Genomic DNA, 15,439 nt, shown 5'->3' with positions numbered 1-15,439 from the left:
CAAGTCAATTCACTATTCTTTGCGATACAAGAACAATGAGTTCAACACTTCTCTAACAAATGAACGTTTTTGATAGGGCAATGCCATTAAGTCAGATCAAGTTGCGCAACTCTGAAAGTTCTGACCGATGGTCATTGTGAGCGATCAGTTACCATATGATCGTTCTTCTTTGACGGATCGACAGTTTCCGCCAGATCGTCGCTTACCGAGCCCGGCCACATGCGATATCCGGCAGCATATGCCGCCTTGGCAAGCAAATGAGCAGAAATCGGCGCTGTCAGCAGAAAGAACACAACCCCCGCCAGCACGCGAAGTGCTGTCGCGAATTCGCCAATATGTACTCCAAGTGCGATCAACATCAGACAGGAACCCACAGTTCCGGCCTTCGAGGCTGCATGCATACGTGTGTAGATGTCAGGAAGGCGTAACAAACCTATGGATGCAGTCAGGGCAAACAACGCGCCAACCACGATAAGAGTTCCGGCAAGATAATCACCAACACCGTTGATCATGGCCGCTCCTCTTCGGCTTCGTCTTCCTTGGCATCGACACCGCCGCTCATGACAAAACGCGCGAAGGCAACAGTGGCCAGGAACCCGACTAGGCCGAGTGCAATGGCGATGTCGACATAAAGCGTAAAACCTGAGCGAAGACCGAGAACGGCAATGAAGCCGATCGCTACGGCAACAAGCATGTCGAGCGCCAGAATCCGGTCAGGTAGCGTCGGGCCTTTCACGACACGCACCACCACCAGAAGAATAGAGACGGTGACCGCGCCAAGCGCAAAGTTAGCGCACATATTCAGGAAAGCAGCTCCAGACATCATCTGAATGCCTCCAGTATTCTGCTTTCGAAGCCCTCGCTGATGTCGCGCCGTGCCTGCTCGGGATCCGAGCAGTCCATGCCGTGCACGAAAAGCGTGCGCCGGTCGTCGGAGACATCGACCGACAGCGTGCCCGGCGTCAGCGTGATCAAATTGGCGAGCAAGGTGATTTCAAAATCCCGATCGACAATCAACGGATAGGCAAAGATGCCCGGCTTGATGTCCATGCGCGGCGACAGCACCAGCCTGGCCACCCGGAACGCCGACAGTAGCAGTTCCTTGATGAAGAGGCCGATAAGCAGAAGCAACGCCCAGGGCCGAATGACGGTCCTTGTCGTAAGTCGCTGCTCGCGCACCAAAAACAAGACAACCCAGCCGATCACGAAACCAAAGACCAGGTTCGGGATCGAGTAGCTGCCCGAAATGGCAACCCAGACCAGCGCCAGTATCAACTCGTTGCGGTAGGGGATCATGATCCGCCTCCCCCGGGGAAGACCGCGTGAACATAGGCCGAAGCATCGAGCAGCCCGCTCGCGGCAGTCACAGAGACACGGACGAACGGCTCGGGCACGATGCCCATCGCCAGCATCGCCAAGATAAGAACCACCACGGCACCGCAACCCAATGTCGGCATTGTTCCACCGGTTGCTGCTTGAACGCCGGGAATTTCGACGCGCCAGAACGCCAGGATGAACACACGCCCGAGCGCGACGGTGGCGAGGAAGCCACTCAACAAGATGGCCGCGGCGATCAGCCAGGCGCCGCTGTCGAGCGCGGCCCTGACCAGCATCACCTTGGGCCAAAGCCCCGACCCCGGCGGCAAGCCGGCCACCGCAAGCGAGATGATGAAGGCGAGCAAGGCGAGAAACGGGCTTGCGCCATAAAGACCGGACAGCCGGTGGAGCGAAAAGCTGCCACCGCGCTGGCGCATCAGGCCGCCAAGCAGATAGAGCGCCGACAGCGCCAGCATCGAATGCAAGGCATAGAATATCGCCCCTGAAAGCCCACCAGTCCCGCCCAGCGCGATACCCGCGAGCATGATGCCGACGCCCGAAATGACAAGGAACCCGGCGATCCTGCGAATATCGGACTGCGCCAGTGCACCGAGCGCGCCGATCAGCATCGTCGCCACCGCCACCCAGCCGATCACGCCAGCGAGYGCCRCGTGCTCGACGGCAAAGATCATCACCAGCGTGCGCAGCAACGCATAGATACCGACCTTGGTCAAAAGCCCGCCGAACAGCGCGCCGGTGATGACAGGTGGGGTGTGGTAGGAGGCTGGCAGCCAAAAATTGACAGGAAAGGCCGCCGCTTTCATGCCGAAGGCGAGTAGAAAGAGCGTCGCTAGCGTCATCAGCGGGGCAGCATCGCCGATCTGCCCGGCCTTTATCGCCAGATCGGCCATGTTGAGCGTGCCGAAGGTGCCGTAGAGGTAACCTGTCGCGATCAAGAACAGCGTCGTACCAACGAGATTGAGGATCGCATATTTGGTGGCGCCGTCGATCTGCGACTTCTCGGATCCCAGGATCAGCAACCCGAAGGACGAGATCAAAAAGACCTCGAACCAGACATAGAGGTTGAACATGTCGCCAGTCAGGAAGGCGCCACTGACACCGGCCATCATCAACAACAGGAACGGATAAAAGCCGTAACGCCGGCCGGTCGCATCAACGTCGCGCACAGAGCAAGCGCAACAGAGGAGTGCAACGATCGACGCCGTCAGCGAAAACACGGCGCCTAGCGCATCGACGGTGAAGGAGATACCGAAAGGCGGCAGCCAGCTTCCCATCGTCATCGAGATGGGACCTTCGGCCAGCACACGCCGCAGCAAAAGACCATTCGTGCCGACCATGACCGCAAGCACGGCCAGCGCCAGGACCGCATGCCAGCGGATACTGTGCCGGATCATCAGCAGCACCGCTCCCGCAATGATCGGCAGCAGACCCGGCGCGATGATCAGCCAGTCGGACGCAGCCACGGGTGCCGCAATCATCGCTGCGGTCTTGTCGATGATCACACCTTGCACAGCCATAGGCTCAATACCCCATCGGCGGCAGGCCGTCGTCGACGGGCTCGGCAACACGCATGCCGTCGGTGTCGTCCATCCCGATCTCCTGGTAGGCGCGGTAGGCAAGCACCAGAAGGAAGGCAAAGAACGAAAATGAAATGACGATCGCCGTCAGGATCAGCGCTTGCGGTAAGGGATTGGCCACGGCACTTGCGGGCACGTCCAGCCCGTCGGCGATGATCGGCGGAACCTCGCGCATGACGCGGCCATTGGTGAAGATCAAAAGGTTCACCGCATTGCCGAACAGCACCACGCCAAGCAGGATGCGGATCATGTGCCGCGACAGCATGAGGTAGATGCCCGCCGTGAAGAACAGCCCGACAAGGATCGCGAATACGGCTTCCATCAGTCGGCCTCCCTGTCTTCGAGGGCGAGCGCAATCGATGTGAACGATCCCACCACGACAAGATAGACGCCAATGTCAAAGACCATGACGGTCGACAGGTCGGTGCTGATGCCGAAGAAGCTTGGCGCGCTCCACAGACCGGTCAGGAATGGCACGCCGAAMAAAAGCGACGGCAGTCCGGCAGCCGCTGCGGCAAACAGCCCGAAGCCGGCAATTGCCATGGGATGGAAATAGAGCGCGCGGCGCACCGCCGGCACGCCGAAGGCAATACCATGAACACCAAAGGCCGATGCGGCGATCAGCCCCCCGGTGAACCCGCCGCCTGGGTCATTGTGGCCACGCAGCAGCACGAACACTGAAAACATCAACATGAGGCCGGTGAGATAGGGGGCTGCGGTCCTGAAGATCAGCGTCTGCATGCTACGCCTCCTCGGCCACTGTCGCGCGCGCTTCCGGCTTTTTCGAACGGATGCGCACCAAGGCCAGGATCGCGAGGCCAGTCACCATCACCACTGCGATCTCGCCCAGGGTGTCGAGGCCGCGGAAATCGACGATGATGACGTTCACAACGTTGCGGCCATGGGCGATCGTCTTGGAATAGGTGCTGAAGAACTGCGACAGCCGGTCGTCGAACGGCAATTGCGTCACCTTCAGGAGCAGTAGTGCGAAGCCCGTGCCGCACGCGGCGGCAATTGTCATGTCCAGCAGCTTCTGCCCGCGCGGCCGGTGGTCGGAGGGAGCAAGCCTGAGCCGCGTCATCACCAACGCCAGGATCACCACCGAAAGCGTCTCCACCATGAACTGGGTGAATGACAGATCCGGCGCGCCAAAGAGCATGTAGAGCAAGGCGACGGCAAAGCCCTGGATGCCGAGCGAGACGATCGCAGTCAGGCGGCTGCGCGCCTGAACAACCGCCGCCACGCCGATCACGGCAATGGCCAGAACGCCCCATTCGTAGAAACGGAATGCCGGCACGCTTGGCACATCAGGCAGTTCATCAAACAGCACCATCGGCAACAACAGCGCTGTTGCCACTGCAACGAATGTAACCGTCATGTAGATGTCGAGGCGGCCATTGTGGATGATGCGGGTCACACCCGTTGCGAGCCGCAACAGGCCGCGCAGCGCCTGGTCGAAACCTTGATCCGGTCCCCAGCCGATAGCCTTGAGTGTGGCTGCCATGGTGGCGCGCAGACTGTTCTGCGCCAGATAAGCTGCAATTCCCAACGCTATCGTTACGACGGACAGAAGCAGGGGCAGACCAAGATGCGGCACCACAGAAATCTGCACATCGATCGCCTTGCCGGCCACTGCACTCGCCGTCGGCGACGACAGCAGGCGGTGCGCCAGCGGGAACGCCAGCGACAGGCCAAGACCTGACAAGCCCAGAACCATCGGCCCCAGCCACAGCGCCAGCGGCCCCTCATGGGCCGGTTTCGGGGTCTTGATCGCAGCGCCCAGGAACGGCTTCAGTGCGACGACGAAAGCCACGGCGAACATCAGGGCGTTGCCGACAACGACCACAGGCAGAGCTATGCCATTCCAGGCATATGACGAGCCGAGTGCTGCGTAGATCTCTTCCTTGGCAAGGAACCCGAAGAACAAAGGTGCGCCGCCCATCGACAATGCAGCCATCAAGGCTGCCGCAAACGTGATGGGCATGGCGCGGCGCAGGCCGCCCAGCTTGGCTACATCGCGGGTACCCGCTTCATGGTCGATCAAGCCAGCGACCATGAAAAGCGCGCCTTTGAACATCGAATGTGCGATCAGATAGAGCGCCGCCGCCTCGACCGCCTTGTCCGACCCAAGGCCGGTCAACATGACCAGCAGGCCGAGCGAGGCTACGGTGGTGTAGGCAAGCATCAGCTTGAGATCGGTCTGCCTGACAGCGAGCAGCGTGCCTATGGCAAGCGTTGTTCCGCCAAACAGCGGCAGGATCGTTTCCCAGGCCGTGGTATCGCCCATGACCGGGTTGAGGCGCATCACCAGATAGACGCCTGCCTTCACCATCGTCGCCGAATGCAGATAGGCCGAAACCGGTGTCGGCGCCTCCATGGCGTTGGGCAGCCAGAAGTGGAATGGAAACTGCGCCGACTTGGTGAAAGCACCGCCGAGCACCAACACCAATGCGGCCAGATAAAGCGGGCTGTTGCGCAAGACGTCGCCGGAACCAAGCAGCAGCGCCGAAAGCTCATTCATGCCAGTCACTTGTCCGATCACCAGCAGGCCGGCGAGCAGCGAAAGCCCCCCCAAGCCGGTCACCAGCAGCGCCTGCAATGCCGCGCGCCGCGAGGCTTCTCGCGCGTGATCGAAACCGATCAAAAGGAACGAGGTGATCGACGTCAGTTCCCAATAGACGAACAGCATCAGGAACGAATCCGAGACCACCAGACCCAGCATCGCGCCCATGAACAACAAGATGAACGAGAAAAAACGCCCCTGCTGGGCATGCCCTTTGAGATAGCCGCCGGAATAGATGACGATCAGCGTGCCGATGCCCGAGATCAGCAGCGCAAAGGTCAAGGACAGACCGTCGAGATACCAGGAAAATCGCAGACCAAGGCTGGGCGCCCAGTCAAACCCGTTTGAAACAGCAACTCCGGAACTCACCGTTCCGAGCATCCCGGCGAAATGCACGAATACAAGCAATGGAACTGCGGCGAGCAGCCAGCCGGCATTGTGTTTCATCAAGCGGGTCAGAAGCGGAGCGAGCAGTGCACCGACAAATGGCAGCATGAGGATAAGGAAGGTCAGCGGACGGGCCCTCTTTGCGTCTCACGTTATTACCGCTAGGGGCATAAACGCCTAGCCAGGTGGGGGCAAGCCTGAACCGACCTTGTCAACGACTCGTGTCGTCGAGTTGATGAACAATGCAACTCAGCTCTTGAACCCGCCCTGATCGGCGTGTTCAGTCGCCATTCGAGATTCATCTTATGCGAGACGCAATGACCAGACCCGCCATTTTCGCCGATATCGCAGCTCCCTCGACGGAGCGACGGCCCGTTTCCGACACGCATCACGGCATCACGCGCGTCGACGAATATGCCTGGCTGCGTGCCGACAATTGGCAAGAAGTGTTCCGCGACCCGAGCCTGCTCGATCCGGCGATCCGCAGCCATCTCGAAGCGGAGAACGGCTACCAGTCCGAACTGATGGCGGACACCACTGAGCTCAGGAAGACGCTTTTCGAGGAAATGAAAGGCCGCATCAAGGAAGACGATTCCTCTGTGCCGATGAAGGATGGCCCCTTCGCCTATGGCTCGTCCTACAAGAAGGGCGGCGAGCAGCCGCGCTATTTCCGCATTCCAAGCGAAGGCGGCCCTGAGGACATCATTCTCGATGGCGACAAGGAAGCCGAAGGCCATGCCTATTTCCGCTTGGGCGGGCTCGACCACTCATCCGACCATGCCCGCCTGATCTGGGCGTTCGACGACAAAGGGTCGGAATTCTACACCCTGCGTGTTCGCGACCTGTCGGATGGCAACGACCTCGGCGACATCGTCGGTGATACCGGCGGCTCGGGTGTGTGGGATGCCGCCAATGCCGGTTTCTTTTATTCCCGTCTCGATCCTAACCATCGCCCGTCAAAGGTTTTCTACCATGCTCTAGGAACCGCACCTGGCTCGGATCGGCTGATCTATGAAGAAACCGATCCCGGCTTCTTCATGAATGTCGGCGGCACGCGCGCCAACGACTGGATCATGATTTCGATCAGCGATCATGAGACCTCGGAATACCGTCTCTTCCCGGCCACCGATCCCCTCGCCGCGCCGAAGCTGGTGGCGGCCCGCGAAATCGGACTGCAATACGATCTCGAAGAAGGCGGCGACATCTTCTTCGTGCTGACCAATGCCGACGGCGCCAAGGATTTCAAGATCATGACCGCGCCGGTCAACGATCCGGTCCGCGCCAATTGGAAGGAACTGGTCGATCATGAGCCGGGCCGCCTCATCCTGTCGGTCATCGGCTTMAAGGATTTCATGATCCGCCTCGAGCGAAAGGAAGGCCTGCCGCGCATCGTCGTGCATGAGCGCGCCACCGGCGCCGAGCACCACATCTCTTTCCCCGAAGAGGCATTTTCGCTCGGGCTGTCGGGCTCTTATGAATACGACACCGACACGATGCGTTTTTCCTATTCGTCGATGACAACGCCAACGCAGTTGTTCGACTACAACATGCGGACGCGCGAACGGGTGCTTCTCAAGACCCAGGAAGTGCCTTCGGGCCACAATGCCGAGGACTATGTCACGCGGCGCCTGATGGCACCTGCTCCCGACGGCGAACTCGTGCCGATCTCGCTGATCCATCATCGCGACACGCCGCTCGACGGCACCGCGCCCTGCCTGCTCTATGGCTACGGCTCCTACGGCATGACGATTCCGGCATCGTTCAACACCAACTGCCTGTCGCTGGTCGACCGTGGCTTCGTTTATGCCATCGCTCATGTTCGCGGCGGCAAGGACAAGGGTTATGCCTGGTACGAAGACGGCAAGCGCGCGACCAAGGTCAACACCTTCACCGACTTCATCGCCACAGCCCATCACCTGGTCGCGGAGCGCTACACCTCGCATGACCGCATTGTCGCGCAAGGTGGCTCGGCCGGCGGCATGCTGATGGGGGCTATCGCCAACATGGCGCCGGAAGCCTTTGCCGGCATCATCGCCGAAGTGCCCTTCGTCGATGTGCTGACCACGATGCTCGACGACACCTTGCCGCTGACGCCGCCGGAATGGCCCGAATGGGGCAATCCGATCGTCTCCGAGGACGACTACAAGACCATTGCCGCCTACTCGCCCTACGACAATGTCGCTGCTCTCGACTATCCGCCGATCCTGGCGGTCGCGGGCCTGACCGATCCGCGGGTCACCTATTGGGAGCCGGCCAAATGGGCGGCGCGCCTTCGTGAGCGCAAGTCGGGCAACAGTCCGGTGCTATTCAAGATCAACATGGATTCCGGCCACGCTGGCGCCTCAGGCCGCTTCTCGCGGCTGGAGGAAGTCGCCTTCAACTACGCCTTCGCCTTGAAGGTGGCCGGGCGCGCCTGACGACTGCAAAGGGGACCGGCGGTTGCAATAACCGCCGGTCCGAGATCAACCGGCCGGCTTCGGCGGCTGCGCCGGGTAGCCGTTGGAATGTCCTGGAATTGCCTTGAGATAGACCGCGATCGCCGCGCGGTCCTCGGCGGTCAGCCTGGCCATGTTCTTTTGCACTTCGACCATCGTGCCGCCGACCGAATCGAACTCCGGCGTGAAGCCGGTTTCGAGATAGCTGGCGATATCGCTTTCCGACCAGCCGCTTATGCCGCGCCCTTCCGGCGTGATGTTGGGCACGACACCGTCACCTTCGGCGGCTTTTGCGCCCGCCAGCCATTGCGCTTTCTCAGTGCCGCCAGCAAAGCTGCGCGGCGTGTGGCATTCGCCGCAATGCCCCATCCCTTCCACCAGATCGCGCCCATGCAGGAGTTGCTCCGGTGCGCCGTCGGCAAGAGCGACCACAGGTTCGTTGCTGAGGTAGAGCATCTTCCACAGCCCTACCCCGCGACGAACATTGAACGGGAAAGCGAGGCTATGGTCAGGCGCCTGTCCGGCGACGGGTGGCAGCGTCTTCATGAAGGCATAGAGGTCGGCGACATCGGTCGGCTTCATGCGGGCGTAAGAAGTATACGGAAACGCCGGGTAAAGGTGCTGCCCCTCGCGTGCCACGCCCTTGAGCATCGCGTTGGCGAAGTCTTCTAGCGACCACGCGCCGATGCCGTCTTTGGGATCGGGAGAAATGTTCGGCGCAACAAAGGTGCCGAATTGTGTCTTGAGTTCGACGCCACCCACCAGTTGCAGGCGCGCATCGCCTTCCGATTTTGGCTTGGCATGACAGGACGCGCAGCCGCCTGCATCGAAAATGCGCTGGCCCCGGGTCGCGTCGCCGATCCCAATTGCCGCCAAGGTCTCCGGTCCCAATTTCTCGGGAACCGTCAGCCACCAAAAAACCGCGGCTCCGGCGCCGCCAAGCGCCAGAGCCGCAATTGCGAGTTTCTTGAAAACAGCCATCCGCTAGGGGTCAGCCCTTCTTCACGCGGAAAGCCTCGTGGCAGGTGCCGCAGGTCTGGCCAATCGCGCCGACCTGAGCTTTCAGCGCGTCAAGATCCTGAGCTGGATTTGCCACCGCTGCGGCAGTGACCGCCTTGAACTTGTCAACCTGAGCCTGGAAGCCAACCGGGTCCTCCCAGATTTTCGGGGAGGCTGTCGTGTCGCCCTTGTCGCTCCCGACGGGGAATGACGCGGCAACGTCGATCTTTTGAACATTGGTGTTGAGCGCCGTCAAAGCCGCCAGAACGGCGGCCGCATCGAATGGGGTTTCCCCCTTCACCATCTTCACGAGTATGCCGACATCCCTGGCATTTTCCTTCATGACCGCTTGGCGATCGGCAATCACGTCAGCGAATGCCGCAGTAGTAGCAAGCGCAAGCGCTGCAACGGCAAATACGAGCTTTCTCATTAGGTCCTCTCCGGGTTGCGATATGCTGCCTAGGGCCAACGGCGAAACTGGCCGAATTCGTCCCGATATTCTCCTCACGCTTCCGTGATCTCGGCAGTTAATTTCGCAACACCTCAACAAACGAAAAAGCCCCGGACTTGCCGGGGCTTTCCTCGTTCAATGATGGGGCTCAGGCCTTTTCGTACAGCTCGAGCACGTAGTCCCAGTTGATCAGGCTGTCGACGAACGCCTCGAGGTATTTCGGGCGAGCGTTGCGATAATCGATGTAATAGGAATGCTCCCAGACGTCGACGCCGAGGATCGGGGTCGCGCCGTGGACGAGCGGGTTCTCGCCGTTCGGGGTCTTGGAGATGGCAAGCTTGCCATCCTTGACCGACAGCCAGGCCCAGCCCGAACCGAACTGGGTCGTACCAGCGGCGATCAGATCCGCCTTGAACTTGTCGTAGCCACCGAGATCGGCATCGATCGCCTTCTGCAGCGCGCCGGGCAGTTTGGTGCCGCCGCCGCCCTTTTTCATCCACTTCCAGAAGTGGACGTGGTTGTAATGCTGGGCAGCATTGTTGAACAGGCCGGCGTTCTTGCCGAATGACTGCTTCACCACCTCTTCCAGCGACAGCTTGTCCATGCCTGCTTCCGCAGCCAGCTTGTTGCCGTTGTCGACATAAGCCTTGTGGTGCTTGTCGTGGTGATACTCGAGCGTCTCCTTCGACATGAAGGGCTGCAGCGCCTCGTAGTCGTAGGGCAATTCGGGCAATTCAAAAGCCATGGATCATACTCCCTTGCTGGCAATTTAGCGGCATGACTATGCCGTCTACAGATAGGTCGTCATCGTCTTGTGACAACAGATGAGAGGCGCTGTTTTTTCTTTGCTACACTCAGGCCTTAGCTGTCGCGTGCGCCCACTCCCAATATAGCTCGCGAGATTTTTTTGCTACCGGTCCCGGCTGMAGAATTCGATCTTCGATGCGCGTGACCGGAACAACCTTGGAATGGTTGCCGGTAGAGAAGATTTCATCGGCTTCAAGGAATTCGCGCACCGACAGCGTCTTTTCGACGACCGAAACGCCCTGCTCGGCAAGAAGCGACATGGTGCGGCTGCGCGTTATTCCGGAAAGAAAAGTTCCGTTGGGTGCTGGCGTGAACACCTGGCCGTTCTTGACCAGGAAAATGTTGGACGAACCTGTCTCGGCGACATTGCCCAGCATGTCGAGCACAAGCGCATTGTCGAAACCGCGCATCTTGGCCTCGAGGATCGCCCGGCCGTTGTTCGGATAAAGACAGCCCGCCTTGGCGTTTGTCGGCATGGTTTCCATGCTCGGGCGACGGAAGGGCGACAGGCCGATCGAAAATCCCGTGGGAGGGAGCATCGGTGATTCGTACAGGCACAGGCAGAACCGGGTCGAGGCAGGGTCAGCGGGCACGCCCATGTAGCCGCCATGCTCGGCCCAATACATCGGCCTGATATAGACCGCCGTCTTGCCGTCGAATTTCTTGAGCCCATCCCAGGTCAGCCCGACGATCTGCTCGGGGCTCATGGTCGGCTTCAAGCCGAGCGCAATGGCCGAGGAATTGACGCGGCGCGAATGCGCTTCAAGGTCCGGCGCCACACCCTCGAACCAGCGGCCGCCGTCGAACACGCTGGAACCGAGCCACATGGCATGGCTGCGTGGGCCAATGATGGCGACATTGCCCTCGTGCCAGTCACCGTCGACGAAGGTCCAGGTCGTTGATTGTGCAGCCGCCGCGAGCGTCATGGTCTGTTTCCCGTCGCATCTTGTTGATCGTCGGCATGGAAAAGCCTTTGGAACCCCTCGTCAACCAGCAAGAAGCTGAAATGTTGGAGCCAGCCGATAGTTGCGCTTGCGCTCGGCGCCAAGCCGTTGGAAAACCACGGCATGCGCCACGCTGCCTACATATTCGATGCCTACGGCACGCTGTTTGACGTGCATGCGGCCGTTCGTCGCCATGCCGCCGACATCGGTCCCGAAGGCCAGCTTCTGTCCGAGATCTGGCGGGCCAAGCAGCTCGAATATTCGTGGGTCCGTACGCTGATGGGCGTCTATCTCGACTTCTGGCAGCTCACCGAGCAGGCACTCGACTTCGCCTTCCGAAAAGTGCCCTCGGTCGACCCGGCGTTGCGCAGCAAGCTGCTTGATGCCTACTGGCGCCTGGATTGCTATCCCGAGGTTCCCTCGGTTCTGCGCGGCCTGAAGGAAAATGGAGCACGGCTTGCCATCCTCTCCAACGGCTCGCCAGCCATGCTGGAAGCCGCGGTACGTTCGGCCGGGCTCGACCTGATCCTGGACGAGATATTCTCCGTCGACAGCGTGCGGCGCTTCAAGCCGGACCAGTCCGTCTACGATATCGTCGCCAGCAACTGGCGCCTCTACCCGCAAGCGATATCGTTTCAGTCGTCCAATCGCTGGGACATTGCAGGCGCCGCGAAGTTCGGTTGCCGCACCGTCTGGATCAATCGCACCGACCAGCCAGACGAGTATCGCGACTTCCCGCCCTCGCTGATCCTGCCGTCGCTGGAAGGTTTAGTTACAATTGGTTAGCTACCCATAGGTCAATATTGTTGCCATAACGCAACAGTGATTGGCCTGTCACAGCTTCGCCATGCTTTGTCCACCCTCAGGTCAGATTTTGACCCGCCTATCACCGCGAGCGTTAAGGGGGACGCAGTCAGTTTCCTTTAAATTCACCATTTCTTTCGAACTGGAATCCTAGATCGCAGCCATGCCCACATTCATTGATTCATCCCGCCCGCTCAGCCGGCGCGGCTTTCTAAACTTGGCAGCCGCAGGCGCTGCCACTGCAGCGCTTTCCGCCTGCTCGACCGTCACCGGAGGCAGCACAATCGTCGGCGCCCCGGTGATAGCACCCCCACCACCCGCTATTGACCCCGCCTTCGGCGACTATGTCAGCATGTATGGCCCAGTCAGTGACGAGGGCTATGAAGTTCCGGGCATCCCGCTCAAGAAAGTGAAGCCCCAGTTCCTTCGCCAGATCGTTCGCGACCCCACTGGCGAGCGCCCCGGCACCGTGGTCGTCGACACCTCGACGCACTTCCTCTACCTCGTTCGCGAAAACGGCGAAGCGATGCGCTATGGCGTCGGCCTCGGTCGTGCCGGCTTTGCCTGGTCTGGCCGCGCCGTCATCCAATGGAAGCGCAAGTGGCCCAAGTGGACGCCGCCGGACGAAATGATCGGCCGTCGGCCGGAGCTCGAGAAGTACAGCGTCCGCAACGGCGGCATGGCACCGGGCCTGGACAACCCGCTCGGCGCGCGCGCGCTCTACATCTTCCAGAACAACGAAGACACGCTCTACCGTGTCCACGGTTCGCCGGAATGGTGGACGATCGGCAAGTCGGTGTCGTCGGGCTGCGTGCGCCTGATGAACCAGGACATCATCGATCTCTACGATCGCGTGCCGTCCAAGACGCCGATCCTTGTCACCAGCGGCCTCGGCGTCGCCTGATCTGTGCGATGGCGGCGCGTCCWTGACGCGCCGCCTCAGCCCTGATCAGAAGCCCTTTTTCAGACTTCCAAGAATGCCGCGAACCAGTGCGCGGCCAACCGACGAGCCGACCGAGCGCACGACCGACTTGAGGGCGGCTTCGGTCACAGTCTGGCGGTTTGAAGCCCGGGGTCGTGGCGCACTGCCGGTCGTACGACCTCCCGAACTGGTGCTGCCACTGTCATTGCCGAAGCCGGGAATGGTCCATCCGCCACCACCCGTATTCGCCTGCTGTGCTTGCTCCTGCGCCTTTTGCGCATCGAGTGCTTTCTTCTGCAACATTTCGAATGCCGACTCGCGGTCGACCGTCTGGTCGTATTGTCCGGCGACCGGACTTTCGTTGATCAGCTTCCGGCGCTCTTCGGGCGTGATCGGCCCAAGCCGCGACGCCGGCGGCCGGATGAGTGTCCGCTGCACCATAGACGGCACGCCCTTGGTCTCAAGCGTCGACACCAGCGCCTCGCCGGTGGCCAGTTGGGTGATTGCCTTGGCGCAATCGAAATCGGGGTTCGGACGGAAGGTGTCCGCCGCCGTCTTGACCGCCTTCTGCTCGCGCGGCGTGTAGGCGCGCAGCGCATGCTGCACGCGATTGCCCAGCTGCGCCAGCACGGTTTCGGGAACATCGAGCGGGTTCTGGGTGACGAAATAGACGCCGACGCCCTTCGAGCGGATGAGGCGCACGACCTGTTCGACCCGGTCTACGACGATCTTGGGCGCTTCGTCAAACAGCAGGTGCGCCTCGTCGAAGAAGAACACCAGCTTCGGCTTGTCGGGATCGCCGATTTCCGGCAGCACTTCAAACAGTTCGGAGAGCAGCCAGAGCAGGAAGGTCGCGTAAAGCCGCGGGTTCATCATCAGCTTGTCGGCGGCGAGCACGTTGATCGCGCCGCGCCCGTCGCGCGTCGTGCGCATGATGTCGGAAATCTTCAGCGCAGGCTCGCCAAAGAAATGGTCGCCGCCCTGCTGTTGCAGCACCAGCAGCGAACGCTGGATCGCGCCGACCGAGGGCCGCGTGACATTGCCGTAGCGCGCGCCGATTTCTTCGGCACGCTCGGCGACGTTAGCGAGCAACGACTGCAAATCCTTCATGTCGAGGAGCAGAAGCCCCTCTTCGTCAGCGATGCGGAAGGCGATGTTGAGCACGCCTTCTTGCGCATCGGTAAGGTTCATCAGCCGCGACAGCAGCAGCGGGCCCATCTCCGAGACCGTTGCGCGGATTGGATGGCCCTGCTCGCCGAAAAGATCCCAGAAGATCACAGGGAACTCCTGGAATTCGTAAGGATCAAGCTTGATCGCCTGGGCACGGGCGGTGAGGAAATCCTTGGCTTCGCCCATCATGGCGATGCCCGACAGGTCGCCCTTGATGTCGGAGCAGAACACCGGCACGCCAGCGTTGGAGAAGCCCTCGGCGAGGACCTGCAACGTCACCGTCTTGCCGGTACCCGTCGCCCCTGTCACGAGGCCGTGGCGATTGCCGTATTTCAACAGCAACTCTTCTGGCCGTTGATAGCTGTCGTCCGGCTTGCGGCTGGCCCCAATGAAAATGCTTTCGTCCTGCGCCATGGGCTGTCTCTCCGGCAACGGCAATGCTCTTTTCGACCGCATCGGCGATCACATGAAAGGTATAGTGGGGGCACTGCAGTGCGACAATGGCGCGCGGCCAAAATGAGCTGCGCGGGCTGGCACGCCAATCGATAGCGCCCGCACCCAACTTGCCATCGCAAGCTTGTCTTGGATCGCAGCGCCTCATATGTTATACGTAAGTTATAACACGGAGACGCCGCCATGAACGTGACCGTTCGCAAGATTGGCAATTCGGAGGGTGTGATCCTGCCCAAGGAAGTGCTCGAAAGGCATAACCTCAAGGCAGGCGACACGCTGGAAATAGTCGAATCCAAGGATGGCCTGACCCTCAAGCCGACTGACGACGTGTTCGAGCGGCAGATGGAAGCGGCAAGCAAGTTCATGGATAAATACAAGGTGGCGCTTCAGAAGCTCGCCGAATGAGCCCGCTGTTTCTGACACCGCTGGTGGTTGAGGCAATGCACGCGGAGCAGTTGCGGCGACACGGCGGTGCACATGGCCTCCGTGATGAAAATGCGCTGATGTCGGCACTTGCCCGCGCCGAAAACAAACTCGCCTATGGCGATCCTACGATCATCGAACTGGCGGCAGCCTATCTCTTTGGAAT

At 60.5% G+C, this 15,439-nt stretch carries 16 protein-coding genes and 1 pseudogene; 5 read left to right on the top strand and 12 right to left on the bottom strand.

The window, feature by feature from the left end; all coding sequences use genetic code 11:
- Nucleotides 1-131: 131 nt before the first annotated feature.
- From mnhG to AC1DUU_RS08520, 7 genes are read right to left on the bottom strand one after another with little or no spacing between them, the layout of a single operon-like run.
- The gene (gene mnhG, locus AC1DUU_RS08550; RefSeq protein WP_476782992.1) at nt 132-512 is read right to left on the bottom strand and encodes a monovalent cation/H(+) antiporter subunit G; all 381 of its coding nucleotides are present in this window, start codon (nt 510-512) and stop codon (nt 132-134) included.
- On the bottom strand, nt 509-826 hold the full coding sequence (locus AC1DUU_RS08545; RefSeq protein WP_476782991.1) for a cation:proton antiporter: 318 nt from the start codon (nt 824-826) through the stop codon (nt 509-511). The genes mnhG and AC1DUU_RS08545 overlap by 4 nt, the downstream gene beginning before the upstream one ends.
- On the bottom strand, nt 823-1,296 hold the full coding sequence (locus tag AC1DUU_RS08540; RefSeq protein ID WP_476782990.1) for a Na+/H+ antiporter subunit E: 474 nt from the start codon (nt 1,294-1,296) through the stop codon (nt 823-825). Before AC1DUU_RS08540 ends, AC1DUU_RS08545 begins: the two co-directional genes overlap by 4 nt.
- Nucleotides 1,293-2,855: a Na+/H+ antiporter subunit D gene (locus tag AC1DUU_RS08535; RefSeq protein WP_476782989.1), complete on the bottom strand. Its 1,563-nt coding sequence runs from the start codon at nt 2,853-2,855 to the stop codon at nt 1,293-1,295. The genes AC1DUU_RS08540 and AC1DUU_RS08535 overlap by 4 nt, the downstream gene beginning before the upstream one ends.
- Nucleotides 2,856-2,859: 4 nt before the next feature.
- A complete protein-coding gene (locus AC1DUU_RS08530; RefSeq protein WP_476782988.1) occupies nt 2,860-3,237 on the bottom strand; it encodes a Na+/H+ antiporter subunit C in 378 nt (125 codons plus the stop codon).
- On the bottom strand, nt 3,237-3,656 hold the full coding sequence (locus tag AC1DUU_RS08525; protein WP_476782987.1) for a Na+/H+ antiporter subunit B: 420 nt from the start codon (nt 3,654-3,656) through the stop codon (nt 3,237-3,239). Before AC1DUU_RS08525 ends, AC1DUU_RS08530 begins: the two co-directional genes overlap by 1 nt.
- Nucleotide 3,657: 1 nt before the next feature.
- Complete coding sequence (locus AC1DUU_RS08520) at nt 3,658-5,979, bottom strand: putative monovalent cation/H+ antiporter subunit A (RefSeq protein ID WP_476782993.1); 2,322 nt, start codon at nt 5,977-5,979, stop codon at nt 3,658-3,660.
- 203 nt (nt 5,980-6,182) lie between these two features.
- On the opposite strand from AC1DUU_RS08520, the gene AC1DUU_RS08515 reads away from it, so the two are divergent.
- Nucleotides 6,183-8,282 carry a S9 family peptidase gene (locus AC1DUU_RS08515; protein WP_476782986.1) on the top strand — a complete coding sequence of 700 codons (2,100 nt, stop codon included), beginning with the start codon at nt 6,183-6,185 and terminating at the stop codon, nt 8,280-8,282.
- A gap of 45 nt (nt 8,283-8,327) precedes the next feature.
- On the opposite strand, the gene AC1DUU_RS08510 is transcribed toward AC1DUU_RS08515, so the two are convergent.
- The 4 genes from AC1DUU_RS08510 to AC1DUU_RS08495 form a co-directional block, all read right to left on the bottom strand.
- Complete coding sequence (locus tag AC1DUU_RS08510; protein ID WP_476782985.1) at nt 8,328-9,281, bottom strand: cytochrome c; 954 nt, start codon at nt 9,279-9,281, stop codon at nt 8,328-8,330.
- A 10-nt stretch (nt 9,282-9,291) separates the two neighbouring features.
- Nucleotides 9,292-9,729 carry a c-type cytochrome gene (locus tag AC1DUU_RS08505; protein WP_476782984.1) on the bottom strand — a complete coding sequence of 146 codons (438 nt, stop codon included), beginning with the start codon at nt 9,727-9,729 and terminating at the stop codon, nt 9,292-9,294.
- 169 nt (nt 9,730-9,898) lie between these two features.
- The gene (locus AC1DUU_RS08500) at nt 9,899-10,495 is read right to left on the bottom strand and encodes a superoxide dismutase (protein WP_476782983.1); all 597 of its coding nucleotides are present in this window, start codon (nt 10,493-10,495) and stop codon (nt 9,899-9,901) included.
- A gap of 109 nt (nt 10,496-10,604) precedes the next feature.
- Nucleotides 10,605-11,483: a branched-chain amino acid aminotransferase gene (locus tag AC1DUU_RS08495; protein WP_476782982.1), complete on the bottom strand. Its 879-nt coding sequence runs from the start codon at nt 11,481-11,483 to the stop codon at nt 10,605-10,607.
- A 141-nt stretch (nt 11,484-11,624) separates the two neighbouring features.
- Between AC1DUU_RS08495 and AC1DUU_RS08490 the strand changes: the two genes are divergently transcribed.
- Both AC1DUU_RS08490 and AC1DUU_RS08485 read left to right on the top strand, forming a co-directional pair.
- Entirely contained in the window at nt 11,625-12,287 is a 663-nt protein-coding gene (locus tag AC1DUU_RS08490; protein WP_476782981.1) for a haloacid dehalogenase type II, read from the top strand.
- A gap of 181 nt (nt 12,288-12,468) precedes the next feature.
- Nucleotides 12,469-13,209: a L,D-transpeptidase gene (locus AC1DUU_RS08485; RefSeq protein WP_476782980.1), complete on the top strand. Its 741-nt coding sequence runs from the start codon at nt 12,469-12,471 to the stop codon at nt 13,207-13,209.
- Nucleotides 13,210-13,254: 45 nt separating this feature from the next.
- On the opposite strand, the gene AC1DUU_RS08480 is transcribed toward AC1DUU_RS08485, so the two are convergent.
- The gene (locus AC1DUU_RS08480) at nt 13,255-14,811 is read right to left on the bottom strand and encodes a helicase HerA-like C-terminal domain-containing protein (protein ID WP_476782979.1); all 1,557 of its coding nucleotides are present in this window, start codon (nt 14,809-14,811) and stop codon (nt 13,255-13,257) included.
- Between the two features lie 222 nt (nt 14,812-15,033).
- Here AC1DUU_RS08480 and AC1DUU_RS08475 point away from each other — a divergent pair, with 222 nt between their 5' ends.
- On the top strand, nt 15,034-15,255 hold the full coding sequence (locus AC1DUU_RS08475) for an AbrB/MazE/SpoVT family DNA-binding domain-containing protein (protein ID WP_476782978.1): 222 nt from the start codon (nt 15,034-15,036) through the stop codon (nt 15,253-15,255).
- A pseudogene (locus AC1DUU_RS08470) lies at nt 15,252-15,439 on the top strand (type II toxin-antitoxin system death-on-curing family toxin); the annotation flags it as partial. The gene AC1DUU_RS08475 and the pseudogene AC1DUU_RS08470, both read left to right, overlap by 4 nt.

This window comes from Aminobacter sp. P4_H6_2 (assembly GCF_056400805.1).
This window is presented reverse-complemented; position numbering and strand designations above follow the sequence as displayed.